Annotated in this window: 28 protein-coding genes; 17 read left to right on the top strand and 11 right to left on the bottom strand. The window is 38.2% G+C overall.

The genetic code is table 11. The features are described from left to right. Window positions 1–3 precede the first annotated feature (3 nt). Window positions 4–267 (top strand): hypothetical protein, encoded by a 264-nt coding sequence (locus N784_RS17175; protein WP_332307842.1) that lies wholly within the window; start codon window positions 4–6, stop codon window positions 265–267. A 187-nt stretch (window positions 268–454) separates the two neighbouring features. Here the strand turns inward: N784_RS17175 and N784_RS16565 are convergent, their stop codons facing one another. Together N784_RS16565 and N784_RS05530 are read right to left on the bottom strand one after the other, a co-directional pair. Then, entirely contained in the window at window positions 455–580 is a 126-nt protein-coding gene (locus N784_RS16565; RefSeq protein ID WP_156965185.1) for a DUF3941 domain-containing protein, read from the bottom strand. Window positions 581–625: 45 nt separating this feature from the next. Then, the gene (locus N784_RS05530; protein ID WP_036833155.1) at window positions 626–1,486 is read right to left on the bottom strand and encodes a DegV family protein; all 861 of its coding nucleotides are present in this window, start codon (window positions 1,484–1,486) and stop codon (window positions 626–628) included. 203 nt (window positions 1,487–1,689) lie between these two features. Here N784_RS05530 and N784_RS05525 point away from each other — a divergent pair, with 203 nt between their 5' ends. Next, window positions 1,690–2,535 (top strand): YitT family protein, encoded by an 846-nt coding sequence (locus N784_RS05525; RefSeq protein ID WP_036833154.1) that lies wholly within the window; start codon window positions 1,690–1,692, stop codon window positions 2,533–2,535. Window positions 2,536–2,678: 143 nt separating this feature from the next. Here the strand turns inward: N784_RS05525 and N784_RS05520 are convergent, their stop codons facing one another. Next, entirely contained in the window at window positions 2,679–2,942 is a 264-nt protein-coding gene (locus N784_RS05520; protein WP_036833153.1) for a NifU N-terminal domain-containing protein, read from the bottom strand. A gap of 138 nt (window positions 2,943–3,080) precedes the next feature. Between N784_RS05520 and N784_RS05515 the strand changes: the two genes are divergently transcribed. Beyond that, window positions 3,081–3,509 (top strand): hypothetical protein, encoded by a 429-nt coding sequence (locus N784_RS05515; protein ID WP_036833152.1) that lies wholly within the window; start codon window positions 3,081–3,083, stop codon window positions 3,507–3,509. A 34-nt stretch (window positions 3,510–3,543) separates the two neighbouring features. Here the strand turns inward: N784_RS05515 and phnE (N784_RS05510) are convergent, their stop codons facing one another. From phnE (N784_RS05510) to phnD, 4 genes are all read right to left on the bottom strand, one after another. Beyond that, on the bottom strand, window positions 3,544–4,368 hold the full coding sequence (gene phnE / locus N784_RS05510; RefSeq protein WP_156965184.1) for a phosphonate ABC transporter, permease protein PhnE: 825 nt from the start codon (window positions 4,366–4,368) through the stop codon (window positions 3,544–3,546). Beyond that, on the bottom strand, window positions 4,365–5,192 hold the full coding sequence (gene phnE, locus N784_RS05505) for a phosphonate ABC transporter, permease protein PhnE (RefSeq protein WP_084600140.1): 828 nt from the start codon (window positions 5,190–5,192) through the stop codon (window positions 4,365–4,367). Before phnE (N784_RS05505) ends, phnE (N784_RS05510) begins: the two co-directional genes overlap by 4 nt. Further along, on the bottom strand, window positions 5,161–5,964 hold the full coding sequence (gene phnC / locus N784_RS05500) for a phosphonate ABC transporter ATP-binding protein (protein ID WP_052127146.1): 804 nt from the start codon (window positions 5,962–5,964) through the stop codon (window positions 5,161–5,163). The genes phnE (N784_RS05505) and phnC overlap by 32 nt, the downstream gene beginning before the upstream one ends. Before the next feature lie 172 nt (window positions 5,965–6,136). Beyond that, a complete protein-coding gene (phnD, locus tag N784_RS05495) occupies window positions 6,137–7,111 on the bottom strand; it encodes a phosphate/phosphite/phosphonate ABC transporter substrate-binding protein (RefSeq protein ID WP_036833150.1) in 975 nt (324 codons plus the stop codon). Between the two features lie 177 nt (window positions 7,112–7,288). Between phnD and N784_RS05490 the strand changes: the two genes are divergently transcribed. From N784_RS05490 to N784_RS05445, 10 genes are all read left to right on the top strand, one after another. Continuing rightward, a complete protein-coding gene (locus N784_RS05490; RefSeq protein ID WP_036833149.1) occupies window positions 7,289–8,128 on the top strand; it encodes an HAD family hydrolase in 840 nt (279 codons plus the stop codon). 274 nt (window positions 8,129–8,402) lie between these two features. Next, window positions 8,403–9,521: a pyruvate dehydrogenase (acetyl-transferring) E1 component subunit alpha gene (gene pdhA / locus N784_RS05485; protein ID WP_036833148.1), complete on the top strand. Its 1,119-nt coding sequence runs from the start codon at window positions 8,403–8,405 to the stop codon at window positions 9,519–9,521. Further along, complete coding sequence (locus tag N784_RS05480; RefSeq protein WP_036833146.1) at window positions 9,514–10,491, top strand: alpha-ketoacid dehydrogenase subunit beta; 978 nt, start codon at window positions 9,514–9,516, stop codon at window positions 10,489–10,491. Before pdhA ends, N784_RS05480 begins: the two co-directional genes overlap by 8 nt. 17 nt (window positions 10,492–10,508) lie before the next feature. Continuing rightward, window positions 10,509–11,780, top strand: a complete 1,272-nt coding sequence (locus N784_RS05475; protein ID WP_036833145.1) for a dihydrolipoamide acetyltransferase family protein — start codon at window positions 10,509–10,511, stop codon at window positions 11,778–11,780. A gap of 10 nt (window positions 11,781–11,790) precedes the next feature. Continuing rightward, a complete protein-coding gene (gene lpdA / locus N784_RS05470) occupies window positions 11,791–13,203 on the top strand; it encodes a dihydrolipoyl dehydrogenase (protein ID WP_036833143.1) in 1,413 nt (470 codons plus the stop codon). A gap of 126 nt (window positions 13,204–13,329) precedes the next feature. Then, window positions 13,330–14,418: a Leu/Phe/Val dehydrogenase gene (locus N784_RS05465; RefSeq protein ID WP_052127150.1), complete on the top strand. Its 1,089-nt coding sequence runs from the start codon at window positions 13,330–13,332 to the stop codon at window positions 14,416–14,418. Window positions 14,419–14,643: 225 nt separating this feature from the next. Further along, window positions 14,644–15,699 carry a PTS transporter subunit IIC gene (locus N784_RS05460; RefSeq protein WP_036833139.1) on the top strand — a complete coding sequence of 352 codons (1,056 nt, stop codon included), beginning with the start codon at window positions 14,644–14,646 and terminating at the stop codon, window positions 15,697–15,699. A 15-nt stretch (window positions 15,700–15,714) separates the two neighbouring features. Continuing rightward, window positions 15,715–16,635, top strand: coding sequence for a phosphate acyltransferase (locus N784_RS05455; RefSeq protein ID WP_036833138.1), 921 nt, complete (start codon window positions 15,715–15,717; stop codon window positions 16,633–16,635). Window positions 16,636–16,639: 4 nt separating this feature from the next. Beyond that, complete coding sequence (gene buk / locus N784_RS05450; protein WP_036833137.1) at window positions 16,640–17,737, top strand: butyrate kinase; 1,098 nt, start codon at window positions 16,640–16,642, stop codon at window positions 17,735–17,737. A gap of 21 nt (window positions 17,738–17,758) precedes the next feature. Then, window positions 17,759–18,691 (top strand): 2-dehydropantoate 2-reductase, encoded by a 933-nt coding sequence (locus N784_RS05445; protein WP_036833136.1) that lies wholly within the window; start codon window positions 17,759–17,761, stop codon window positions 18,689–18,691. Window positions 18,692–19,161: 470 nt separating this feature from the next. On the opposite strand, the gene N784_RS05440 is transcribed toward N784_RS05445, so the two are convergent. Then, window positions 19,162–20,046, bottom strand: coding sequence for a LysR family transcriptional regulator (locus tag N784_RS05440; protein WP_036833135.1), 885 nt, complete (start codon window positions 20,044–20,046; stop codon window positions 19,162–19,164). Window positions 20,047–20,300: 254 nt separating this feature from the next. Here N784_RS05440 and N784_RS05435 point away from each other — a divergent pair, with 254 nt between their 5' ends. Beyond that, window positions 20,301–20,612 carry a hypothetical protein gene (locus tag N784_RS05435; RefSeq protein WP_036833134.1) on the top strand — a complete coding sequence of 104 codons (312 nt, stop codon included), beginning with the start codon at window positions 20,301–20,303 and terminating at the stop codon, window positions 20,610–20,612. A gap of 147 nt (window positions 20,613–20,759) precedes the next feature. On the opposite strand, the gene N784_RS05430 is transcribed toward N784_RS05435, so the two are convergent. The 3 genes from N784_RS05430 to N784_RS05420 all read right to left on the bottom strand — a co-directional run bounded on the left by N784_RS05430 (window position 20,760) and on the right by N784_RS05420 (window position 22,021). Beyond that, window positions 20,760–20,954, bottom strand: a complete 195-nt coding sequence (locus N784_RS05430) for a DUF3813 family protein (protein WP_036833133.1) — start codon at window positions 20,952–20,954, stop codon at window positions 20,760–20,762. Window positions 20,955–20,978: 24 nt separating this feature from the next. Continuing rightward, window positions 20,979–21,095 (bottom strand): hypothetical protein, encoded by a 117-nt coding sequence (locus N784_RS05425; RefSeq protein WP_036833131.1) that lies wholly within the window; start codon window positions 21,093–21,095, stop codon window positions 20,979–20,981. 101 nt (window positions 21,096–21,196) lie between these two features. Then, window positions 21,197–22,021 (bottom strand): Cof-type HAD-IIB family hydrolase, encoded by an 825-nt coding sequence (locus N784_RS05420; protein WP_036833222.1) that lies wholly within the window; start codon window positions 22,019–22,021, stop codon window positions 21,197–21,199. A 161-nt stretch (window positions 22,022–22,182) separates the two neighbouring features. Between N784_RS05420 and N784_RS05415 the strand changes: the two genes are divergently transcribed. From N784_RS05415 to N784_RS05405, 3 genes are all read left to right on the top strand, one after another. Further along, the gene (locus N784_RS05415) at window positions 22,183–22,947 is read left to right on the top strand and encodes a prolyl oligopeptidase family serine peptidase (RefSeq protein WP_036833129.1); all 765 of its coding nucleotides are present in this window, start codon (window positions 22,183–22,185) and stop codon (window positions 22,945–22,947) included. 80 nt (window positions 22,948–23,027) lie between these two features. Then, the gene (locus tag N784_RS05410; RefSeq protein ID WP_036833127.1) at window positions 23,028–23,339 is read left to right on the top strand and encodes a metal-sulfur cluster assembly factor; all 312 of its coding nucleotides are present in this window, start codon (window positions 23,028–23,030) and stop codon (window positions 23,337–23,339) included. 83 nt (window positions 23,340–23,422) lie between these two features. Beyond that, window positions 23,423–25,552, top strand: a complete 2,130-nt coding sequence (locus N784_RS05405) for an MMPL family transporter (protein WP_036833125.1) — start codon at window positions 23,423–23,425, stop codon at window positions 25,550–25,552. The last annotated feature ends 11 nt before the right edge of the window (window positions 25,553–25,563 follow it).

Genomic DNA, 25,563 nt, shown 5'->3' with positions numbered 1-25,563 from the left:
ATAATGATGCAGACAGCGTATGATACGAAGAGTTATCATTTACTGCAACAAATATGGGATGCTTTAATTTATGTGCATAAGAAGCCAGAGGCAGATCGTTATGAGAAGTATTTGGAAGATAGGACAACACAAAGAAATTTAGCTGCTTCTTATCAAGCCTTAAACACCTTTAATATTAGTAGTATGCACAATGGGCTAACAGAAGGTAATAATAAAATTGCTACTATTGATATACCTATTATGATTGCATGGGGAGAAAACGATTAAGTAGTAACGAAACAAATGACAGAGGAGTTTGTGGAAGATTTTGGCGTGAGAGCTTCCTATAAGGAATTGGTTGGCTGTGGCCATTCGCCGATGATTGATGACTTGGATCAAGTTATAAAAGCGATGGAAGACTTCTTTAGGGATAATTAGAACAGACATAGGAAGCGAACGAGGCACTTCCTACAGTTCAAAGATGGTCTGTTTTCTTCGAATATTGTCTTTCGCCTCGCTTACGGGCGACTTCCCTTTGTTCGTTTTTCTTGGCGCGATTGGCGTTGTTGTCTAATGGTTTCTTATCATTATCCTTTGTCATGAAATAACCCCTTTCTGATCGTAGTATGTGCAGAAAGGGGTTATTTTATTTCATTGGTTTATTTAAGAAAAATAAGGCGATCGTTCCAGGGCCAGAGTGGGCACCAATAGCAGAGCCAATTGTATGAATAATAATTTCTTTCGGTTGGAATGTATTTTGAATAATAGTAGATAATTGCTCGGCACGTTTTACGTCGTCGCCATGACTAATAGCTATCGTCTGCTGTGAGAAATCTTCGCCACGTTCTTTCATAATGTCAACCATTCTATTTAGTACTTTTTTAGAGCCACGTATTTTCTCTAACGGTATTAATTTCCCATCTTCAACATGAAGAAGTGGTTTTATTTTTAACATCGTTCCTACGAATGCCGCCGTTTTACTAACACGACCTCCGCGTTTTAAGTATTCTAAATCATCCACTGTGAAAATGTGCTCCACATGGTCTTTGTAGTATGTAGCTACTTCTAAGATGGTATCTAAAGAATGGTTGCTTTGTGCCATTTTAGCTGCTTCTAAAACGACGAGTCCATAACCGAGTGATGCGCAGTGAGTATCCATGATGTGTAAGTTGAAATCGGGGTATTGTTCTAATACTTCTTGTTGCATCATTTTGGCCGTTTGATAGGTTCCTGATAATTCAGAAGAGAAGGCTAAATAGATACAAGATTGTCCTGCTTGTGCGTATGCTTCGAAAAGGTCTTTAAACGTTTGTGGAGATACTTGTGAAGTCTTTGGTGCTTTTCCATCTCTCATTGCATCATATACTTGCTTCGGATCAATCGTTTCGGCATCTAAATAGTCTGTGTCATTTAAATGGACCGTAATAGGTACTCGTTTAATGCCATATTGTTCAATAATAGAGTTTGGTAAATCGCATGCTGAATCAGCAATAATTTGAACGTTCATAATTACACCCTCTTTAATGATATAGACCTTTTGACATTAGTTTAATCTTCAAACATGTGATAGTCAAAGGTTTTCGCATGAAAAGGCTTTCTTTAAGAAAAATTCACGAAAAGAAAAAATAATTGCAATAATGCTTGATTTCTTGTGTCAAATGGTGATAAAAAGATAAGAGTAAATGTATCACCCTTTTGAGGAGGCGCTATATGTTCTTATTTGAATTTAAACGGATTATGGTTGTTATTATTGGATCATTACTAAATGCAGTAGCACTGAACTTGTTTTTAATGGAAGCGAATGTATATGCAAGTGGTTTTACTGGAGCAGCACAGCTAATGTCCAATGTTTTGAGAGACTTTGCGGGGATTAGTATTTCAACGGGGATTATTTTTTTTATATTGAATGTGCCTGTGATCATACTAGGGTGGTATAAAGTCGGCAAAGGGTTTACGATATATAGTTTAATATCTGTAGTATTCACTACGATGTTTCTTGGTATTGTTCCTATCATGCAAGTCTCACCTGATATTTTGCTGAATGCGGTATTTGGTGGGGTTATTGCTGCAGTTGGTGTAGGAATGTCGTTGAAGCTAGGGGCATCAACGGGTGGGATGGATATCGTTGCGATGGTGCTATCTCGGATTAAGGATCGTCCGATTGGTACGTATTTTTTCATTTTAAATGGTACGATTATTACGCTAGCAGGTCTTATCTATGATTGGGAAAAAGCGCTGTATACTATTGTTACGTTATATGTTTCAACACGTGTAATTGATGCGATTCACACTCGTTATGAGAAGGTAACGGCGATGATTATTACAACGAGAGCAGAAGAGTTAGAACAAGCGATTCATTCGAAAATGGTTCGCGGAATTACGACGGTTCCTGCTCGTGGCGCCTTTACGAAAGAAGATAAGAATATGCTCATTATGGTCATTAGTCGTTATGAACTGTATGATTTAGAGCGAATTATTAAAGAAGTAGATCCAAATGCATTTACGAATCTTGTCCAAACGACAGGGGTATTTGGTTTGTTCCGTAAAGATGATTAAATGAAGATGATCTCGTTTTTGTAGCGGGGTCATTTTTGGTATAAAATGCTACGCATAATACCATTCCCCGAAAGAGTAAGGTTTATCACCTGCTTTTCGGGGAATTGTTGCGTTAATCGAAATGTTTCATTTTGTAGCTGGAATTAAAAGCCGTGTCCTTCGATTACTGATTGTACATCTCCGGCTAATGTTTCCCAATCAGCGTCTGCTTTTTTGTTTACGGTAATGAAGTTTTGGTAGCCGAACACGTTGTCGACACCTTCTATCGCCATAATGTCATTCATGATGCTATGTTCGCTCGTTTGCCCTGCCATTACAGAAATGCTCCCATCACCACCGAAGATGATGCGATCTGATGTGAACTTATATGCATTCGGATTTGGTGTTGGTTGTGCTTGAATTGTCATGTGAATCCCTCCTATAATTTCATACTTAATAGTAGCATGAAATCATAAAGTACAAAAGAATGTCACCATTTATTACGTAGAAACATTGTACAATAGATAGAAAGTGTTATCGCACATTTGAATTAAAGGGGAATGATAATGTTAAGGAAAGGAATCGGGATAGGAACGATAACAGGGCTGTTATTAGGTGCTATTTTATGGATTGCCGAAATAATAACAGGGATTAACGTTTATACGCTTTTATTGAATGTTGATTTTATCCCTATTATTGGACGTATAAATTGGCCAGTTTGGATAGAATGGATTTTTCATTTACTTGTGTCGTGGGTTCTTGGGATTATCTATACGTTATGGATAGCATTTCGAACAGATCGTGGCACGAACATTAGGTGGTCAATAGGTTTATCATTAAGCATGTTTGCCGCGCTTTCCTATTTTCCGTTAACAGATTGGGCTATTAAAGAAACGCCACCATTGGATGATGTTACGGCTATTACAATTTGGTTTAGTGCTCATTTTATTTACGGTATTGCTTTAGTAAAATTAGAAGAGCATTGGAACAAATAATGAAAAAATGCCCCTCATGAGAAGGGCATTTTTTTTATACTAATCGCTTACGAATAAAGGCACTAATGTTATCAATGATGGTCACGGTTACGATGATAACAATTAAAATTAGGCTTACTTCATCCCAATTACGGTTTTGTTGAGAGATGACAATCATCGTACCAATACCACCAGCACCGATTATGCCGAGAATAGTAGAGGCCCTTACATCGATTTCAAAGCGATAGATGGCATAGCTAAGAAATTCGGGCACGATTTGTGGAATGATGCCGTAGAACAGTATTTGAATTTTGTTTGCCCCATTTGCCTCCAACGCTTCAACGACTTGCATATCAATGGTTTCAATAACTTCTCCATACAGCTTTCCTAACATGCCTGTAGAGCCAATTGCAATCGCAAGTACACCGGCAAAGGGACTAGGACCAATCGAGGCAACGAAAATAAGTGCTAACAAGATTTCTGGGAATGTACGGATTGCATTAAGTAGCAATTTGCATATCGCATTTACTACTTTTCCAATTGGACTTGTTCCCATCATATTTTTGGCAGTTAGAAAACCTAAAGGGATTGCTAAAATGGCTGCCATCAAAGAGCCGGTAAAAGCGATGAACAACGTCTCAAACATCAATTCTAGCACCCGATCCAGTTTGTCAAAGTTTGGTTGGAATAACTTCGGAATGACTCGGTCTATGTTAGCGATTGTGTGCATGCTAAATACGCGGCTCCAATTCACTTTATCGATTGTTCCTAGGGCAGACCAAATAAATATGAATAGAAATAACAAGCTTAAGCCGTACGTTTTGCTCATGCTTTTCAAACTTCGCTTTGGACGAGGAGGTAATACCGCTTGTCTATTCATAATAGCGCCTCCCTAATTTTATTACTAATATAATCAATGAAAACAACGACGACGTAAATAATGATTGTTAGTGCCATCGCATTTGGATAATTAAAGAAAGAGATTTGTTGATTTAATAATAAACCAACACCACCAGCGCCGACGAATCCTAACACGACTGATGCACGTACATTTATTTCAAAGACATATAAAGAGAAAGAAGCAAACTGGGGCATAATTTGTGGGAGAACAGCGTAATGGATTACTTGTAACGTATTTGCTCCAGATGCGCGTAATGCCTCCACTTGGTTCATATCAATCGACTCTATCGTGTCACTCATAAGTTTAGCGAGAATGCCGACAGAAAATACGGCAAGTGCTAATATACCAGGGAATACACCGATCCCGACTAAACTAATAAATATTACCGCAAGTAATATTTCTGGAATCGTTCGTAGCACATTCAGAAAGAACTTCGTTGTGCGGTACACGATTTTGCTAGGTATAATATTGTAAGAAGCCAATAAGCTTAAAGGCAAACTAAACATAGCTGCGATAGATGTGCCAATTACGGCCATTTGCACTGTTTCTGCTAACTTCGGCCAAACGGTGCTTGCAAACTCCATATTTGGTGGCCACATTTGCCCGAGCATTCTTCCTACATTACTGAAGAATTCACTATTAAAGCGGGTGATAAATGATTCTGTTTGAATGGAACTGTACAGATATAGAGAGCCTACAATGAGCAAAATAAGTAGGTTTCTTAGTTTTTGTTTCGATGATGCTAGTCCTTTGATAACGGGAACCGAATCGTTAGTTGCTTGGGTTGACTGAGGTTTGTTCATGTTCGGTTGTCCCTCCTCTAATGTCATCATCTCTTATTTTTCGACCATAAATTTGTTCAAATGTACTTTCATTTACCATAGAAGCAGGTCCGTCAAAGACAATTTTTCCATCACGCATGCCAATAATTCGATCCGCATATTCCATGGCCATATCAATAAAGTGTAAGTTCACGATGGTCGTAATGTTATCTTCTCGATTTACTCGTTTCAAATAGGTCATGACTTGATGAGAAGTAGGGGGGTCTAAACTGGCTACTGGCTCATCTGCCAAAATAATATTTGGTTGTTGGGTTAACACGCGAGCAATGGATACGCGTTGCTGTTGTCCACCACTTAATTGATCAGACCGCGTATACACTTTTTCTTCAATGTTGACACGCTTTAAACTGTCATATGCTAATTGTAAATCTTGTTTTGAGTATAGGTTCAAAATGCTTTTTAGCGTGTTTGTATATCCTAAACGGCCAGCGATTACATTTTTTATGACGGTGGAACGCTTGACGAGGTTATGGTGTTGGAAAATCATCCCTACTTTAGTGCGTAATTGACGTAATTGTTTCGTGTTCAGCTTTAAAATGTCTTGGTTATCCACGAGTAGTTGCCCAGCAGTAGGGGTAACGAGCCGGTTTATACTTCGAATTAGTGTGGATTTCCCCGCTCCTGATAGACCAACTATGACAACAAACTCGCCTTGATTAATGGTAAGGTTTATATTTTGCAACGCTTTCGTCCCGTTAGGATATACGAGAGATACATCGTTATATTCAATCATGGATATGGACACTCCTTATGTCTCAGTTTGGAATCTACAAGAAAAAAGAAAGAAGGGAGAATAAACTCTCCCTTCTTTTCCCTTCGTCGTTCTCCTGCATCGTTAAACGTGGAATTATGAAACGTTCTATTATTTCTACGATGAAAGAATAATAGATAAGGGGTAATATCGATTACATATCATCAATATTAATTTGATCTTTGAACTTTTCATACGTATTCGCAACGATTTCATAATCTTCGTGGTTTGCTTCTACAATTGCATCCCAGCTATATACTTCATTCATGACTTTAATCATTTCTTCATTATCATTGAAAGAAAGGAATGCTTCTTCGATTTTTGTTTTCATGTCGTCACTTAAAGATGGAATAACAGAAATCGTGTCGTTTGGAATCCAATCTGTGTAACCAATAATTTTCGTTTCATCCATTACTTCAGGATAATCTTCTTGAACGTTTTCACGTGCATCCTCGAATGTAGTTGCAACATCAGCATTGCCTTCAAGAACTGTAATAACAGCATTGTCATGACCACCAGCAGGAATTGTTTGAGAAAAGAATCCTTCTTGAACGTCTTCTACACTAAATTCATCCATGATTTGTGCTGAAGGGAATAAGAAACCGGAAGTGGAGCTAATATCTGGGATAGCCCAAGTTTTACCCTCTAAGTCTGCTAGTTCTTCAATGTCAGAATCAGCAGAAACAACATATTGAGCGCGGTATTGATCGCTTCCGTAACGTTCTGATTTAAGCATTACATCAATGTCGTACTTTTCATTACCAAGAACGTAGGCAAATGCAGGAAGGAACCCGATGTGGATTTGTCCACTACCCATCCCTTCAACTACTGCAGAGTAGCTACTCATTACTTTGCCCTCAACTTCAACGCCAAGCTCTTCTGAAAGTTGTTTAGCAAGAGGTTCAACTGTATCAGCGATTTTATCTGACTCTGTGGAAGGAACAAAGCCCATTACGATTTTCTCTGGGTCTTCGGAATCGGTTTCCTCTCCTTCCGACTCAGTACTATTTTCAGATGCTTCTGTATCTTCTTCACCAGAAGGTTGCTCATCTGATTCTTCATTACTGCCACAAGCTACTAATACTAGTGCAAGTGAAAGTGCCATTAAAAATGCTAACCACTTCTTCATTAATAAATCCCCCTAAAATGTATTGAGTAAGAACTCTAGTAAAATTATTCAATAAATAAGAAGTAGTTACAATATACTAGTACGAGATTTAACACACATTTACATAGATTTAATATTTAATTAATACGAGCATAAACTTTCAAGTTGAAAATGGATAATGAAGAGGAGTGTGTACAAATGAATTTAGTGAAAAATGCAGAACTGTTGATTTTTGATTTAGATGGAACATTATATGAAGATACGGATCATTTTTCTTATCACGCAAAGCAGTTGAAACATAAATTACCAGATGGTGTGCAAGATCGTTTCTGGAAAGAGTACGAGCAGATGGTAAGCGGCCTTCACGTCCTTACAATTGGGAAAGTGTATGATGTTCAGCGCGATACCATTTTAGCGATTAATCCCGAGACATTTATCGTAGAGCAAGTTTGGGATTGGGCTGGAGAAGAATGGTCAAAGGATGCGGTGCAACAGACGTATCCAACTGTGATTGAATTTGATTTTGAACAAATGATTGCAATTGGTGACGGCTGGTGGTTTCCGTTTGCCAACGCCCTTCATTACGGACTCACGACGAAGGATACATATGATAGCTACGTTAAAACAAAAGAATATATGGTGTCAGGTCAATTCACGTTAACGAAAACAAAAGGACTAAAACAACAATTGTTGAAATGGAAACAAAGCAAAACGATTATACTCGTTACGAACAGCGAAGAATATGACGTTCGAAATTTATTGAAAGAGCTAGACTTAGAAAATCTATTCCATGACGTCGTAACCTCTGCTAAGAAGCCCGCTAATACGAAGCAGCATTTTACACGTATTATGGATAAGTGGAATGTAACACCGGAACAAACTGTATCAATTGGAGATAACTTTATTAATGAAATTGCTCCGGCATTACAAATGAATATGAAAGCAGTATTGATTAACCCACAAGCATCCGCTGATGAATGGGATAATGAGCATATGACTGTCATCGAGTCTATGACAGCTATTATAGAATCTGAATAAAGAAGAAAGAACCTCAAAGAGAAGATGATCATCTCTTTGAGGATTTTTTTAATGATTGGGAAGGGAAAATGACGAGAAAAAGGGTTATCAACACCTCATTTTCTCGTCACAATTACGACATATTTCGACTTCTTCTGTGATTCAACACGTGATATGAAAGCGTTTTATAGGTTTTCTATGTGCTTATAGATTAGTTCAATTATCCCAACCATACAAAGCATGCTAATCTATAAGTGTAAAGCGTTTACAAATAAGCACAGAAAGGGATGTAATTATGGCTACAAAAAATGCAACAAAATTAAAATTCGATAACCTTGTGAAGGGTTATAAAGATGCTTTCCCTTTTTACCAAGTTCTAGATCCATCCGGTAAGGTTGTGGATCGCGGACTAGAGCCAAATATGTCTGACGAGCAATTAACGGAATTAATGAGAAGACTCGTTTGGGCAAGAACGTATGATCGACGTGTTACATTGTTAAACAGACAAGGAGCGCTAGGCAACTACGCCCCAGGTGGTGGCCAGGAAGCGAGCCAAGTGGCTTCTCAATACGCCCTAGGTGAAGGGGATTTCTTTGCAGGTACGTATCGTGATTTAGTTCCTCTTATAATGCACGGTTTACCTGTTGAAAAGGCATTCCTATGGTACAAAGGGCATATGGATGGGAATAACTATCCAGAAGATTTACACGCTTATTCTCCACAAGTTATTGTTGGTGGACATATTACACATGCGATGGGTGTAGCCCTAGGCATGAAGAAAAGAAATAAAAAGAATGTTGTACTTTCCTTAAATGGAGATGGTGCTACGTCACAAGGAGATTTCTACGAAGGAATTAACTTTGCTGGTGTTTATGAAGTGCCATATATAGCAGTTGTACAAAATAACGGGTACGGTATCTCTGTTCCTGTTGAACAACAAACACAAGCTGAAACACTTGCTCAAAAAGCGGTAGCAGCTGGAATTCCTGGTATTCAAGTAGATGGTATGGACCCTCTTGCTATGTATGCTGTTGTGTCATATGCTCGTGAACACGCTCTAGCGGGTAAAGGGCCTGTATTGATTGAAGCGTTAACGTATCGCTTTGGTCCACATACGATGTCCGATGATCCAACTCGTTATCGTAGTGAAGAAGAACTAACTGACTGGGAACGTAAAGATCCACTTCATCGAATGAGAAAGTATTTAGGTGATAAAGGTCTTTGGAATGAAGAGAAAGAAAATGAAGTAGTCGAAGCGTGCACAGAGGAAATTAAGCAAGCTGTAGCAGCTATTGGCCAAGCAGATAAGCAAAAAATCTCAGATTTCCTAAAAAATATGTATGAAGTTTCTCCTCAAAATATTCAAGAACAAATTGCTGAATACGAAGCAAAGGAGATGACCGATCATGAGTGAAAAAACGATTGTACAAGCCATTAATGATGCATTGGATTATAAACTGCAAACAGATGAGAACGTTTTAATGTATGGAGAAGATATTGGACCTAACGGAGGCGTTTTCCGTGTAACAGATGGACTTCAGGCAAAGCATGGTGTTGATCGAGTATTTGATACGCCTTTAGCAGAGTCAGGAATTCTAGGTATGTCTGTTGGATTAGCGTCAGAAGGATTTAGACCTGTTCCGGAAATTCAATTTTTAGGATTTATTTTGGAAGCGATGTCGCCTGTTACGGCTCAATTCTCCCGTATGCGTTATCGTATGGCAGGTTCAAGAAGTATGCCAATAACGGTAAGGGCGCCATATGGTGGAGGAGTGCATACGCCAGAGCTTCATTCTGATAGTTTAGAAGGTATATTGGCTCAAATCCCTGGTATACGCATCGTTATACCAAGTAATCCATACGATGCAAAAGGCTTACTTATTTCTTCTATTGAAAGCAATGATCCTGTTATTTTCTTAGAGCACTTGAAATTATATCGTTCTATTAAACAAGAAGTGCCAGAAGAAGCTTATCGTGTTCCATTAGATAAAGCAGCTATTACTCGTGAAGGTACAGATGTAACGGTCATTGGTTACGGTTTAATGATTGGTGAAGCGTTAAAAGCAGCTAATGAATTAGAGAAAGAGAATATTTCCGTGGAAGTACTAGATTTAAGAACGATTGCACCTGTTGATATGGAAACAATTATAGAATCAGTGAAGAAAACAGGAAGGGTAGTCGTGGCACAAGAAGCGCAGCGTCAATCTGGCGTTACAGGTCAATTGATGTCTGAAATCGGTGAGCGTGCGTTTATGTACTTAGAAGCTCCAATTTCTAGAGTAACTGCTCCGGATTCTGTTTATCCATTTGGTGCAGCGGAATCAGAGTGGCTTCCGGATCATCAAGATATTATTGCGAAAGTGAAGGAAGTTTACGACTTTTAAATAAGGGAGGATGCAGCATGGTATATTCATTCATATTACCTGATAGTGGCGAAGGAATACATGAAAGTGAAATTGTGCAATGGGGAGTTAAACCGGGTGACCAGATAAAGCAAGACGATACAATTGTAGAAATCCAAAGTGATAAAGCGGTTGTCGAATTGCCATCTCCTGTGACAGGGATTGTAAAGCAATTGTTGTTTGAAGAAGGAGAAGTGGCGAAAGTCGGCGAGGCAATTGTCGAGATTGAAATAGAAGGAGAAGCACAAGAAGAAGCCGCTCCAGCGCCAAAGGTAGAAGAGCCAACAAAAGAAAGTGCTTCCACAAATAAGCCCGAACAGTCCCAGAAAGCAGCATCGATTGATGTTCGTATGTTAGCGATTCCAGCAGTACGCAAATACGCTCGAGAGCAAGAAGTCGATCTTACGAAAGTTCCTGCAACAGGCAAAAATAATCGCGTTACAAAAGAAGATATCGATCACTATTTGGCTACAGGACAGGCGAAGGAAGAGCAAGTGGAAGAAACTATACAGCCAGTTGAGACTCCAGAAGTAGCGCCTGTTTCACAACCAAATGTACAAGCAATGGAAACGAGAGTGAAGATGTCATCAACACGTAAAGCGATTTCTAAAGCGATGGTGAATAGTAAAGCAACTTCACCTCATGTGACTGTTTTAGATCGCGTAAATGTAACGAAACTAGTAGAGCATCGAGATCGTTTCAAAGTCATTGCTAAGGAGCGAGGTATTAAACTTACTTACACAGCTTATTTTGTCAAAGCAGTTGTGGCTATTCTATCTCGTTATCCAGAATTAAATGCAACCATTGATGAAAAAACAGATGAAATCGTATACAAACACTATTATAACGTAGGAATTGCAACAGATACGGATAAAGGTTTATTCGTTCCAATGATTCGTGATGCAGAACGCAAAAGTCTATTCAAAATAGCAGAAGGTCTAAAAGAAAATACGGAAAAAGCAATGAATGGAACATTGACTAGCGCGGATATGCGAAATGGTTCCATGACGATTACGAACGTAGGTTCACTTGCTACAAGCGGTGTATGGTCCACACCAATTATTAACCAACCAGAAGTAGCAATCTTAGGTGTTGCTAGAATTGAGGATGAAGTCATTCCTGATGAGAACAAACAGCCGATTGTAGCACCGATGTTAAAGATTTCCTTTAGCTTTGACCACCGTATTATTGATGGTGCTACCGCACAAAGTGCAATCAATGATTTGAAGGAATATTTAGCTGATCCAGAATTACTTTTTGTAGAAGGGTGATGAGTAACTCATGGTAGTAGGAGATTTCGCAAAAGAGTTGGATACCGTTGTGATCGGATCAGGACCAGGTGGGTATGTGGCAGCCATTCGTGCTGCCCAGCTTGGTCAAAAAGTAGCCATCATTGAAAAGGGATCTATTGGTGGAGCTTGCTTAAATGTAGGGTGTATTCCATCTAAAGCACTTATTAATGCAAGTCATCAGTTTCAAGTGTCACTAGATTCTAAATTATTAGGTATTCATTCTAATGATACATCGATTAACTTTCAAGAAACCCAAGCATGGAAAGACAATCATGTGGTTAGCAAGCTGACTAAAGGTGTAGAAATGCTACTGAAGAAGAATAAAGTGGAGATTATTAAAGGAGAAGCCCATTTTATTGATAGCACTACAATTCGAGTGATGTTTGATGAAGCATCCGGTCAATCGTATCAGTTTAAGCATGCGATTATTGCAACGGGTAGCCGTCCGATTGAAATAAAAGGGTTTCCTTTTAAAGGGCGCGTTATTGATTCGACTGGCGCACTAAACTTACAAGAGATTCCTAAGAAGCTGACGGTCATAGGCGGCGGGTATATTGGAGTAGAGCTAGCAGGCGTTTATGCAAACTTCGGATCTGAAGTAACGATATTAGAAGGTACATCGCATATTTTGCCAAGCTTTGAGCGTGATATGGTTAAGCTTGTAGAAGATGACTTCAAACGTAAAAATGTATCTATTATGACAAATGCCACGGCGAAATCGGTCACTCAATCAGATGAGCAAGTAACGGTTACGTACGAACAGGATGGCAAGGAGCATACTGTTGACTCTGATTACGTACTAGTATCCGTTGGGCGTCGTCCGAATACAGACGATCTTGGATTAGAATTAGCTGGTATTAAAGTAGCGGCTAATGGACTAATTGAAGTAGATGAACAAGGAAGAACGAATAAGAAGAACATCTTCGCTATAGGGGATGTTGTACCTGGAGCGGCATTAGCACATAAAGCAAGCTATGAAGCGAAAGTAGCTGCTGAAGCAATTAGTGGAAGTAAAGGTGTAGCGGTTGACTATTTAGCAATGCCAGCAGTGTGCTTTACAGAACCAGAGCTTGCAACCGTCGGTTATACCGAAAAAGAAGCAAAAGAGCTTGGTTATCAAGTTAAAGCTAGCAAATTTCCGTTAGCAGGGAATGGCCGCGCGTTATCGTTAAACCAAACGCAAGGATTTATTCGACTTATTACGGAAAAGCAAAGTAATGCAATATTAGGTGCACAAGTTGCAGGTGTTAGTGCTAGCGATTTAATTGCTGAGTTAGCAGTTGCAATTGAAAATGGTTTATCAGCAGAGGATATTACATTAACTATTCACAGTCATCCTTCAATGGGAGAGAGTATAATGGATGCTGCTGAATTAGCGCTAGGTAATCCAATCCATATATAATTTAATAGGAAGAAACAAATGTAAAACAATGATAGATGCTAGTGGAATAGTAGTAGGAAAAAAAATGTACTACTACTAACAAATAGAGAAAAAGAGAGGGGTATATCATTGGAATTATTTGAGCAAATGCACGAACATCAGCAAATTGTATGTTGTAACGATCCGGAAACTGGCTTAAAAGCTATTATTGCCATACATGATACTACATTAGGTCCAGCATTAGGTGGTTGCCGGATGCAACCTTATGAGAGTTTTGATGCCGCACTTAAAGATGTGTTGCGTTTGTCAAAAGGGATGACGTATAAATGTGCAGCAGCAGATGTTGATTTTGGTGGAGGCAAGTCCGTAATTATCGGTGATCCCGAGAAGGATAAGTCACCAGAATTGTTCCGTGCTTTTGGACAATTTGTTGATTCTTTAAATGGCAGGTTCTATACAGGAACAGATATGGGGACAGCACCTGAAGATTTTATTCACTCCTTAAAAGAAACAAGTTGTATTGTAGGAGTACCAGAAGCATATGGAGGAAGTGGAGATTCTTCCATTCCAACTGCACTAGGTGTTATTTATGGCTTACAAGCAACAAACAAAACGTTATTCGGCACAGATGAATTAAGTGGTCGTACTTATGCTATACAAGGACTAGGTAAAGTTGGTAGCAAAGTAGCAAATCGTTTAATCGATGAAGGTGCATCTTTATATGTATCCGATATTAATGAAGAAGCGATTAATCAAGTAGTAAAAAGGGCATCCGAAAAAGGAGCCTCTGTGCAAGTGGTATCTGGAGAAGAGATTTACGATGTAGATGCAGATATATTTGTCCCATGTGCATTTGGTGGCATTATAAATGATGACACAATTGAACGCATCAACGTAAGAGGTGTGGTTGGATCAGCCAACAACCAGTTGCAAGAAAGTTATCATGGCAAGGTGTTGCAGCAGAAAGGAATATTGTATGCTCCTGACTATATTGTAAACGGGGGAGGACTTATCCAAGTAGCGGATGAGCTATATGAACCTAACAAAGAGCGTGTGCTTGCGAAAACGAAAGCAATCTATGATTCATTATTAAAGATTTATCAACAAGCAGAAGCGAATGGTCAATGTACTTCTGAAGCGGCTAATGTATTTTGTGAAGAACGTATGCAAAGTCGCAGAAAGCGTAACAGCTTCTTCTCTCATGACAAACGCCCTAAGTGGGAAGTTCGCAAGTAAACGCTAAACCAATCAAATGATAATGTTATCAAATAACGTACTAAAGGCTTCTATATAAAGCGCGATCATGAAGCCTTTAGACGTTACAATTATCCTTCAGTAATCGTACTTTTTCTCCGTATCCTTGTTCATGGTTAGCTATAAATATTTTATTAATTGTGAAATGTTGAGCAAGGTTTACATGACAAACATATGCTTTTCATCAACTGAAAAAGGAGAATTCATATGGAAACGGAAAAATTAACCGCAAAAAAATTTACAATGAACGTATTAAATGGGCTAGCTATTGGTACCGTTATTGCTTTAATACCAGGAGCATTATTAGGGGAATTATTTAAAGCATTGTTAGGAGTATTCCCTCAAGGTCAAGTGATTCTAAATGCGACAAGTATGGCTACATCTGTACTAGGATTAGTAGTCGGTGTCATTATCGGCTATCAATTTAAGTTTACACCGATTCAATCCGCATCAATTGGTCTCGCTGTATTGTTTGGTGGAGGGGCCGTTAACTTTTCTGAAGGAGCCATGACATTAAGTGGTACTGGTGATGTCATTAACATGGGGATTACTGGTGCTATTGCAGCTGGACTTGTCCTTCTACTAGGAAATCGATTAAAGGCGTATTCTATCTTGCTGATCCCGACTATTATTTTAGTTGTTGCTGGTGGTCTCGGTGTGTTCTTGCTTCCTTATGTTGCTCATATTACAACGTTAATCGGCATGTTTGTCGCACAACTGTTGAACTTCCAACCGATTATCATGAGTATTCTTATTGCAATTACGTTTTCTCTTCTAATCGTATCTCCAATCACTACGGTTGGAATAGCGGTAGCCATATCTTTGACAGGGCTTGGTGCTGGTGCTGGTAACTTAGGTATTTGTGCAGCTGGTTTCGGTTTAGCAATCGCAGGTTGGAAAGTGAATCCAATTGGAACGAACTTAGCTCATTTCATTGGATCACCAAAAATGTCGATGCCGAATTTCTTTGCAAAACCTAAAATTATGATTCCAATTATTTGTAATGCGGCTTGCGTAGGAATCTTAGCTGCTGTATTCAATATTCAAGGTACTCCGATGAGTGCTGGATTCGGTTTTAGTGGACTTGTAGGACCAATCAACCATATCAACTTAGTTGAAGGTGGATGGACGATTATGAACGTCATGGTTACTACTGGGGTATTCGTGATTGCACCAGTTGTATTTGGAATCATATTTAATCATTTGTTTACTAAAGTATGGCCGATCATTTCCCCGGAAGATTATAAATTGGATATCGAATAGGCAGGTGGAGGTAAAATGGTTCGTAACTTTCATGAATTAGAGCAATCATTAATGAAACAAGAAGAAGAAATGCAACGAGTGGCAGTTGTGAAAGCGGCCAGTTCTAGTGCATTGGAAAGCGTGTTTGAATTAGCCAAGCAAGGGCTCATTGTTCCATTTTTAATAGATGATCAAGCAATGTTAGACCCGTTATTAATGAACATGGATATCGATCACACTTCTTATCATATTGTCCACGTCGAGTCAGATGAAGAAGCTGCATTTAAAGGTGTGGAATTAGTAAGAAATGGTGAATGTGGTTTTATTATGAAGGGTAATATTCAAACAGGTACGTTACTGAAACAAGTAGTTAATCGAGAAACTGGTATTCGTAAGCGTGATGTACTATCTCATTTAGCACTCATTGAAACGCCTCATTATCCTAGATTCATTGGGGTGACAGATGGTGGGATGCTTTTATCTCCTAATGTGGATCAGAAGGAGTCGATTATTAACAATGCGACAGAAGTGATGCAAGCATTAGGATACAAACAGCCTAAATTTGCCGTCTTATCAGCTGCGGAAGTTGTACAACCGAAATTACAACCTTCTGTAGATGCGGAAGAATTAACGAAACGATTTGAGCCTAGTGAGAATTGTATTGTGGAAGGTCCTCTTTCATTAGATTTAGCACTATTTCCTGCGATCGCGGCAGAAAAGCAATACAAAGGTCGCATCCAAGGTGATGCCGATGTATTAGTAGCGGCCGATGTCGTGAATGGGAACACCTTATCGAAGAGTATGATCCTACTAGGTAATGGTGCAATGGCAGGGCTTATCATTGGTGCCCAAGCTCCAATCATATTAACGTCAAGAAGTTCAACGGCGGAAGAAAAAAGGCGTTCCCTATTGCTAGCCTTACAAATTAGTCGCGCTAATGCGAGAAAGGAATGTTGATTAAATGAAGCATCGTGTTTTAGCGATTAACCCAGGAGCTACCTCAACGAAGGTTGCTTGTTATGAAAATGATGAATTAACATTTAAAAAAGAATTTACTTATCATTATGAAACAATTTCGCAATACGATTCGATTATGCAACAATATCATCTTCGCTACCAAGATATTGCAACGTTTCTTCAAGAAATGGACATGAAAATCGGTTCCTTCGATGCTGTCGTAGGTCGTGGTGGATTGTTACCACCAGTAAAGGCTGGTGCGTATCGAGTGAATGAAGCGATGCTTGATTGTTTAGAACATCGCCCAGTGTTACAACATGCTTCTAATTTAGGGGCTAGTTTGGCAAAAGGAATTGCAGAAGTTTTCGGAACTGAAGATTGTCAGGCTTTTATTTATGACCCTGTTACCGTCGATCAAATGGAAGATGTCGCTCGCATTTCGGGATCAGCCTCCATTGAACGAAAAAGTATAGGACATGTGTTAAATATGCGTGCCGTAAGTATGAAAATAGCCGATGAACAGCTAGGAAAGCCGTATGAAGAGAGTCGCTTAGTTGTTGCTCATATAGGCGGTGGAAGTTCGGCTAGTGCGCATAGGAATGGTAGAATTATTGACCTTGTTTCTGACGATGAAGGACTATTTTCAACGGAACGGTCAGGAGGCTTACCATTAAAAGAGATTATTCCAATGTGTTTTCAACGTACTCAAAAAGAAATGACGGAGCTTACTCGTAAAAAAGGTGGCCTTGTTTCTTATTTCGGTACTAATGACGCTCGTATAGTAGAAGAAAAAGCGAAGAACGGGGATGAACAAGCACAACTTATTTTACGAGCTATGGCCTATCAAATTGCAAAAACAATTGGCGAATTAGCCACTGTTTTATGTGGGAAAGTAGACGCCATTATTTTAACTGGTGGGTTGGCTTATTCAGAATATGTAATGAATATGGTGAAAGAAAGAGTATCCTTTCTAGCGCCGGTTCATATAGTTCCAGGAGAAGAAGAGCTACTTGCTTTAGCAAAAGGAGCAAGACGTGTACTAACTGGTCAAGAACATGCTCATACATTCATCGAAAATGAAGCAATAGTAGCTAGTAAATAAAAAGAATAGGAAGTGATCCTAATGAAAGTGGCAATTGCAGGTTCAGGAGCGTTAGGTAGTCGATTTGGTGTAATGTTACATGATGCTGGTAATGAAGTGACTTTGATTGATAAGTGGCCTGAACATATTGAACTAATTCGTAAAAATGGGCTATTAGTGGATAATGGGGAAGAAAAAAGGTACGTGAACATTCCTGTATTCTATCCTTCTGAAGTGAAAGAAACAATGGATCTTGTGTTTGTATTTACGAAATCAATGGGACTTCAGGAGATGATAGAAGATATTAAACCGGTAATTGGCGAACATACGAAGATTATTTGTTTATTAAATGGTGTTGGGCACGAAACGATTCTTCAAGAACATATTTCTTTGCATAATATTTTTATGGGAGTGACACTTTATACTGCTAGTTTAAAAGGCCCAGGACATGCTTATTTCAACGGTACTGGTAAAGTAGAAATTCAGAACTTTGTCGTTGGTGAAAAAGAAGAGTTAGAAGCAAAACAAATTGTTGAATTATTAAATGAAGCAGGATTAAACACAAGTTATAGCACAAATGTTACTACTTCCATTTGGCGTAAAGCGTGTACAAATGGAGCAATGAACGCAATTTGTGCATTGTTAGATAGTAATTTACACCAATATTGTTCTACCGATCAAGCAGAGCCAATTACAAGACAAATTGTAAAAGAGTTTGTTATCGTTGCGAATAAAAAAGGAGCTAGTCTAAACGAGGAAGAAATAGTTGATTACGTTTTGCAAGCGTCCAAGAACATTGGCTCTCATTACCCATCCATGCACCAAGATTTAGTCCAAAATCACCGTTATACAGAAGTGGATTTCTTAAATGGGGCAGTAGCTAGAATGTCGAAAGAATTCGAACATGAAGCTCCATATAACGAGTTAATTACCCAATTAATCCACGCGAAAGAACAAATACTAGAGGTTAAATAATGGTAATATTCGTGAGTTAATTTCAATAGACGGTTTGTCATATTTAAGCTGTTGATGTTAACAAAGACAATGAGAAGCCATTAATTACTTTAAAAAGAGTTTGGGACAGAAGTCGAAATAGCATTGAAATGTATGAATAAAGGAAAATGAAAAGCGCATGAAATCAAGGTTTGTATATTTGATTTCATGCACTTTTAAATTTTTGGTAGGTTATATCCCAGCTACGGATCTATATTCTTCGACTCGTCCATATCCTATACGGCATTTAGAGGAGTATTACAAAAATGTTGGTTACACTATAGGTGAATATGCTCAACCTCATTTGAGTACTATTGGCTAGGATTTTTAGGATGTTTTGAGAGTTATTTCAATAACAATTCAAAATACGTCAATAAAAAAAGGAATCTACTGATTGAACTGAACCCTATAAGGATTCAGTTCACATGTTAAGTAGGTTCCTTTTTACGTGTTTAATTGTCTTTAATGTACTCAATAAAACGAGCGGCGGCATCTTTTAATTCTTCATTTCGACGCCTAGCAATACCTATTTCGAAGAAGTTTGCTTTATCCTTGAGCGGAATCCATTTCAAATTAATAAAATTACTAAACTGTTTTAACTCATTAGGCATTAAGGTCAAACCATTGGTTATGAGTGTATTTTGTAATAGCACTTCCCAGTTGTTATTAGTAAAAATGATATTTGGTTTAAATCCAAACTCCTGACATCGTTCATGAAGAACACGTCCAAGCACGAAGTCCTTTGAAAAAGCGCATATAGTGTGCGGCTCTAAATCAGCAAATGAAATTGATTTTTTACGTGCTAATGGGTGATGAAAGGGCATAACAACATCAACAGAATAATTTGAATTAGATGTATTAATACATTCTATATGGATAGATGGTTCATATATAGGGAAGGATAGTAGTCCTATATCAATTTCTTCATTGGCGAGCTTTTTCTGTAAGTCAATGGATCCGCTTTGTATAAAATGTACATCTATATGAGGATTAGTGGACGTGAAATGTACAATCTGTCTCATATATTGAATAGCGAATAAAACAGTAATCCCTACTTTTAAACTATTCTTCTTCGTGATGTTCTTTCTTTGGATCGTCTCAACTAATTCATCCATTTCTTCTAATACTTTTTGTCCTTTTTCATGAAGCAGTCTACCTGAATCAGTCAATTTTAAACTTTGATTCGATTGGTAGAATAAATGGGTTCCTAATTCCTTTTCTAATTTCTGTATGTTATAACTTAACGTAGGTTGTGTTACGAATAAATTCTTTGCTGCGGCTGAATAACTACCTGTGTTCACTATGGAAACGAAGTATCTCAGTTGTCTAAACTCCATCTGGTATTTATCTCTCCTTCAAAAAATGATGCAGAACAGTAACTATTCTGTCATTTTTCTATCATGTATAGTGCTAGATGTAAGTGATGACAGTATCTCTCATTATTATTATACTAAAATTAAAACGTTTTCATCGAAGATGTACATAATGTTCATAATACTATCAAAAAGCGCAATTCTCTTTGTTTTTGTAGTAAAAAAGTATTGACAAAATTAAAAAGTTTAGGAAAGAACTGTCCCCTGTCAAGTAGATAGTGGAAATAATAAACGCAAATCATTTCTTTAATATCGAATATATACTTACAGAAGAAGTGAATGAACCACATATTCCACATAGTTATGAAGTTATACACCGATCAAATGCAAATCCAGCTTTTATTATTGCGAAAACAGAAGCTAATTTCCCATTTGCATATGTTGAAGATAGGATGATTACACGAGAAGAATTTTCGAAATTAAATCCACTTGAAAAAGAAATTTTTTTAACACAAAGTGTGGTTTTAGAAACAAATGAAGACTTTGGATTGAAAAAGTTTGAGGAAAAATCACAAGTAGAATGTTTGTAAATCATAGTAAGCGTTAAAGGATGGAGTGAACATGAACTAACTGAGTTAGAAATGTGTCAAAATGAGAAGTATTATTTACATAAATATTAGTGGCTTTAGCTCTATGCAATATAGAGCTAAAGCCACTTAAATCATTTTTATTCGTACTTACTTTTGTTGTTGCTTTAGTTGCTGTTTGAACTGTTGCAACTGCTCTAATTCTTCTTGCGAGGCATTAAGCTGGGCGGCTTCAATACAACTGTGAGCTACACTAAGTTCTTCCTGATCAACAGTACCGTTACGATTGGTTATGCTACTGACGGCTTGTACAGCTTGTTGAAATAAGTTACTACTTCTATCCATACGAATCAAAACCTCCCGTAGTGTTTATCGTTTATTTTCCACATTGGCGTAAATATCTCGATATGGGAAACGTTCATCATGCTTCTTTACAGCGTCTGTACCTTGCTGAATGAAGCGCTTAGATTTGCTCTTTTTGCTCAACGTATATCCCCCCACAACAAAGAAATAAAAGCTTGAACACGTATAAAGGTGTTCAAGCCTAGTATGGTTCAATTAATCATTTTCATGTGTGGGGAAAGTTGCTATTTCATAATGTTGTGTAGTTGTAAGTAATCGATTAGAAATTCTGCAATTCCATCTCCCTCATTGGAGGCTGTTACGTAGTTGGCAACATCTTTTAATTGAGATATTGCGTTATCCATAGCAACACCGACTCCGGCATATTCCAACATTTCTAAATCGTTGTCCTCATCTCCAAATGCGATGATTCGCTCTTGAGGTATGTGGTAATAATGAGCAACTTTACGTAGTCCAACTGCTTTGTTTAAGCCAGCGCGAACGATTTCAATAACGTGCCATGGTGCACCCCATTTACGATGATCGATCATCTCAGCGTGTTTATTCGTTAATTGGTCACGTAACGGTTGAACCTGATCTACCTCTGGATGAATTAGAATAGAAGTGGGGTCTTCTTTTAAGTTTTGACTTAAGTTGCCGATTGTGATCGGAGTGTTACTTGAATGGAAAATATCAAGCAGCTCTTGATCGTGTTTATCTAAATAAAGGTCATCTCGTACTTCGGCTAATACATTTTTCATACCAAGTTCATAACATGTATGTATAATTTCTTGAGCTGTTCGAATGGACATAGGGGAATGAATAGCATCCCATTGATCGTTTAATGGATGATGAATCAATGCCCCATTGAAATTGACCATTGGTGTGTCTAATCCTAGTTCATGATAATAACGAATGCTCGCACGGTGTGGTCTGCCTGTCGCAATACATACAATATGACCTTGATCACGTGCGGCTGTGATAATTTCTTTATTTCGACTGCTAATTTCTTTTTCATCGGTTAATAACGTACCATCTAAATCTAATGCAATTAAATGTTTTTCCAATATAAGCACCACCTTTGACTGTTTAAGTGTAAACTTGTCCTATATGTCATGTAAAGGGACAAAACCGTTTTCCTTTCTTTTCTTAAGACACAATGGTAGCATAGGTATTGTGAAAATACATAAATATAACATATATATGTTAATAAAGGAAGGGAAAATACAACATGATAGGGGTTTACCGAGAAAAGATTGAGGATATTCCGGTATTAATCGTAGTAGATGCTACAAAAGAAAATGAACCGTTACCTGTAGTAACATACATTCATGGGATTACAAGTGTGAAAGAACAAAATTTACCGATTGCATATGCACTGGCGACAAAAGGTTATCGAGTAGTATTACCTGACTGCTACTTGCATGGCGAACGACGAACACAATTAAATAATGAACAGTTAATGTACCGATTGTGGGACGTTGTTGCGCACAATTTAAAAGAAATTCCAGTTATTTATGAGAACATGAAGAAGCGCCATTTACTAGACGGCAATCGTTTCGGTTTAGCTGGTACGAGTATGGGTGGGATTACTACAAGTGCAGCGCTTACTCAATTTGATTGGATTAAAGTTGCGGCTGTATTAATGGGTACACCACAACCAGTTCGATTTGCAAAAGAGCAAGTAGCTTATGTAAAGGAAACGGGTTTAGATGTGCCATTTACTGAAGAAGAGCAGCAACAATTCATTCAAAAGCTGGCACCTATTGACCTTTCCTTGCAAATAGATCGATTACAAGGAAGACCGTTGTTTTTTTGGCATGGAGAGAAGGACAATGTGGTACCTTTTGATCATGCTTACAGCTTTTATACAGATGCAATTCCGCATTATAAAAACCCTGAAAACATTCGTTTCTTAAGAGAATTGGATCGAGATCACAAAGTATCGACGTATGCAATAGAAGAAACGGCGAATTGGTTTGACTTGCATTTATAAGAAGAAGAGGTCTTCCTTTCATTCTTAGGTTATATTCGATATAATTAGCAATAACGATGAAGAAGGGGGATAAACCACCTATGGATCAAATATTACATGATAATATGATGGGTGCATTAGAAAATGTCATTGACCCTGAATTAGGCATTGATATAGTGAACCTTGGATTAATATATGGAGTCGATATGGACAAAGATGGTGTTGCTCAAGTTACGATGACTCTTACAACAATGGGCTGTCCTTTAGCAGGTACAATAGAGGAAGATGTTAAACGTGTTCTTGCTGATTTACCAGAAGTGAAAGAGACAGTCGTTAACATTGTATGGAGCCCACCATGGACGAAAGATAAAATGTCTCGTTATGCGAAAATTGCGCTAGGCATTCCAGATTGATGCACACATACCCTTTGTTGGAAGTCCCAGCAAGGGGTATTTTTATCTGAAGGGTTAAGAAACGTAAAGGAGATTGATGCGGTATGGGGAAGATAGCGTCTAAAATGGTTCGTAGCTATAAATGGTTGCTTGCTTGTTGGATCATCTTCATTGGAGTGATGGGATATTTCGCATTTCAGTTACCTTCTTTATTAGAGGGAGATGGATTCCGTACGGATGGCCAATATGAACAAGTGGAAGAAGAATTACAACAGTCATTTGGTTTTCCGAAATCTACGTTACTTGTGCTGTTCGAGAATCAATCAGATGAAGCGATGGCATCTATAATAAAAGATATAAATTCGTTACAAATAGCCAGTAGCATTCAATCTCCATTAGATGATGATTCGATGTATGGAGAAGACGTTGCTTATGCTGCTGTGCATGTGAATGATGAATCATTAGAAATGAACGACGTAATTTCAAGTGTGAAAGCGATAACAGATGAGCGGGATGGTGTGCAATTGACAGGTGCTCCTGTTATTTCTGAAGATATTAACAAAGCTAGTCAAGACGATTTGAAACAAGCTGAATTAATAGGCTTACCGATTGCACTTCTTATCTTATTATTTGCCTTACGTACGATTGTTGCCTCTATTTTGCCGTTAGTCGTAGGGGCGGTTACGATTATCGCAGGATTTGGTTTGCTATCGATTATAGGTGATGCGTATTCGTTATCCATATTTATATTAAACATTGCTCCTATGATTGGTTTAGCACTTTCCATTGACTTTTCCCTATTGTTTATTAACCGTTATAAAGAAGAAATGCAACAATCGAATAAAAGAGAAGCGCTCATTACGACGATCCAAACAGCAGGTCGATCGATTCTTTTCTCTGCTTTATGTGTTTTTATCGGCTTAGTTGCTATGAGTGTAATTCAAGTAGACATCTTTATGAATATTGCGATTGGTGGAGCGGTTGTCGTTGTAATGGCAGTGCTTACCTCTTTAACTCTGTTACCAGCATTATTATATGTGATAGGGGATAACATTCATAAATGGTCGATTATACCAATCAGGAACGATACACAAACGAAATGGCGTACATTCGCTCGTAAAGTGATGGAACGTCCTATTATCGTAACAGTATTGGCTCTCATTGTGTTAGGAATCGGTATTATACCTGTTTCGAATATGAATGTCTCTATCCCGACCATTGATTCGCTGCCCGAAAGTTATGAATCACGTGCAGCGTATGAAACCATTCATGAAACATTTATGTCTGAATATGAAAGTACAACTTATGTAATTGCGGAGCGAGATGGCGATTGGCTGACAAATGAAGGGCTAGAAGATATGAAACAGCTAGAGGATCGACTAAAAGAACCTAGTGTTGTTGATTCGGTAGAAACGCTCTTTTCCGTAAGTGATTTTACATCATCGGAACAACTAGCAGCCGCACTTGAGCAGCCGGAGGTGAAGCAACAGCTTGAGCCAGCTATCGACCAATTTATTACAGGTGATCAGTTGTTCATCCCTGTTCATTTAACGGTGGCTGATAATTCTTCAGAGGCGCATCAATTAATGACGGATTGGAGTCATACAAAGTGGGATGTAGACGTCATGTTCGGTGGATTACCGAAATTCAATCAAGAGATTTACCAGGAAATATTAGATAATGTGTTGCTAACGCTGTTAATCATTATCGTTTCGACCTTCTTTATCTTAATGATTGCTTTTCGCTCCATTGTTATTCCGCTAAAAGCAATAGCGATGAATGTGATTGGTCTTACATCGACATTTGGTATTCTCGTTTGGCTCTTTCAAGGAGGACATTTCGGGCTTGAGCAAACAAATATTGCGTTAATTTTACCTGTAATCGTGTTTAGCCTTGTGTTCGGTTTAAGTATGGATTATGAAGTATTCTTGATTTCGCGTATCCATGAATTTTATCGTCAAACGGGTGATAATACAGAAGCGACAGCGCAAGGGCTTGCAAATACGAGCAAAATTATTACATCAGCTGCGCTTATCATGATTGTTATTACTGGTGCATTCGCCTTTACAAATATAGTCCCTGTTAAACAAATTGGTATAGGTATCGCAATTGCTATCTTTATTGATGTAACGATAATTCGCTTATTGCTAGTACCAAGCTTAATGAAGTTATTAGGAGATTGGAATTGGTGGTTGCCTTTTCGTAGCAAAAGCAAAGTGAAACATTCATCCTAAAGGGGGAAGTT

The sequence above is a fragment of the Pontibacillus litoralis JSM 072002 genome, assembly GCF_000775615.1.
In the GTDB taxonomy this organism is placed as follows: Bacteria; Bacillota; Bacilli; order Bacillales; family BH030062; genus Pontibacillus; species Pontibacillus litoralis.
Note: the sequence above shows the minus strand (reverse complement) of the source record. Positions and strands in the feature narration are given on the sequence as shown.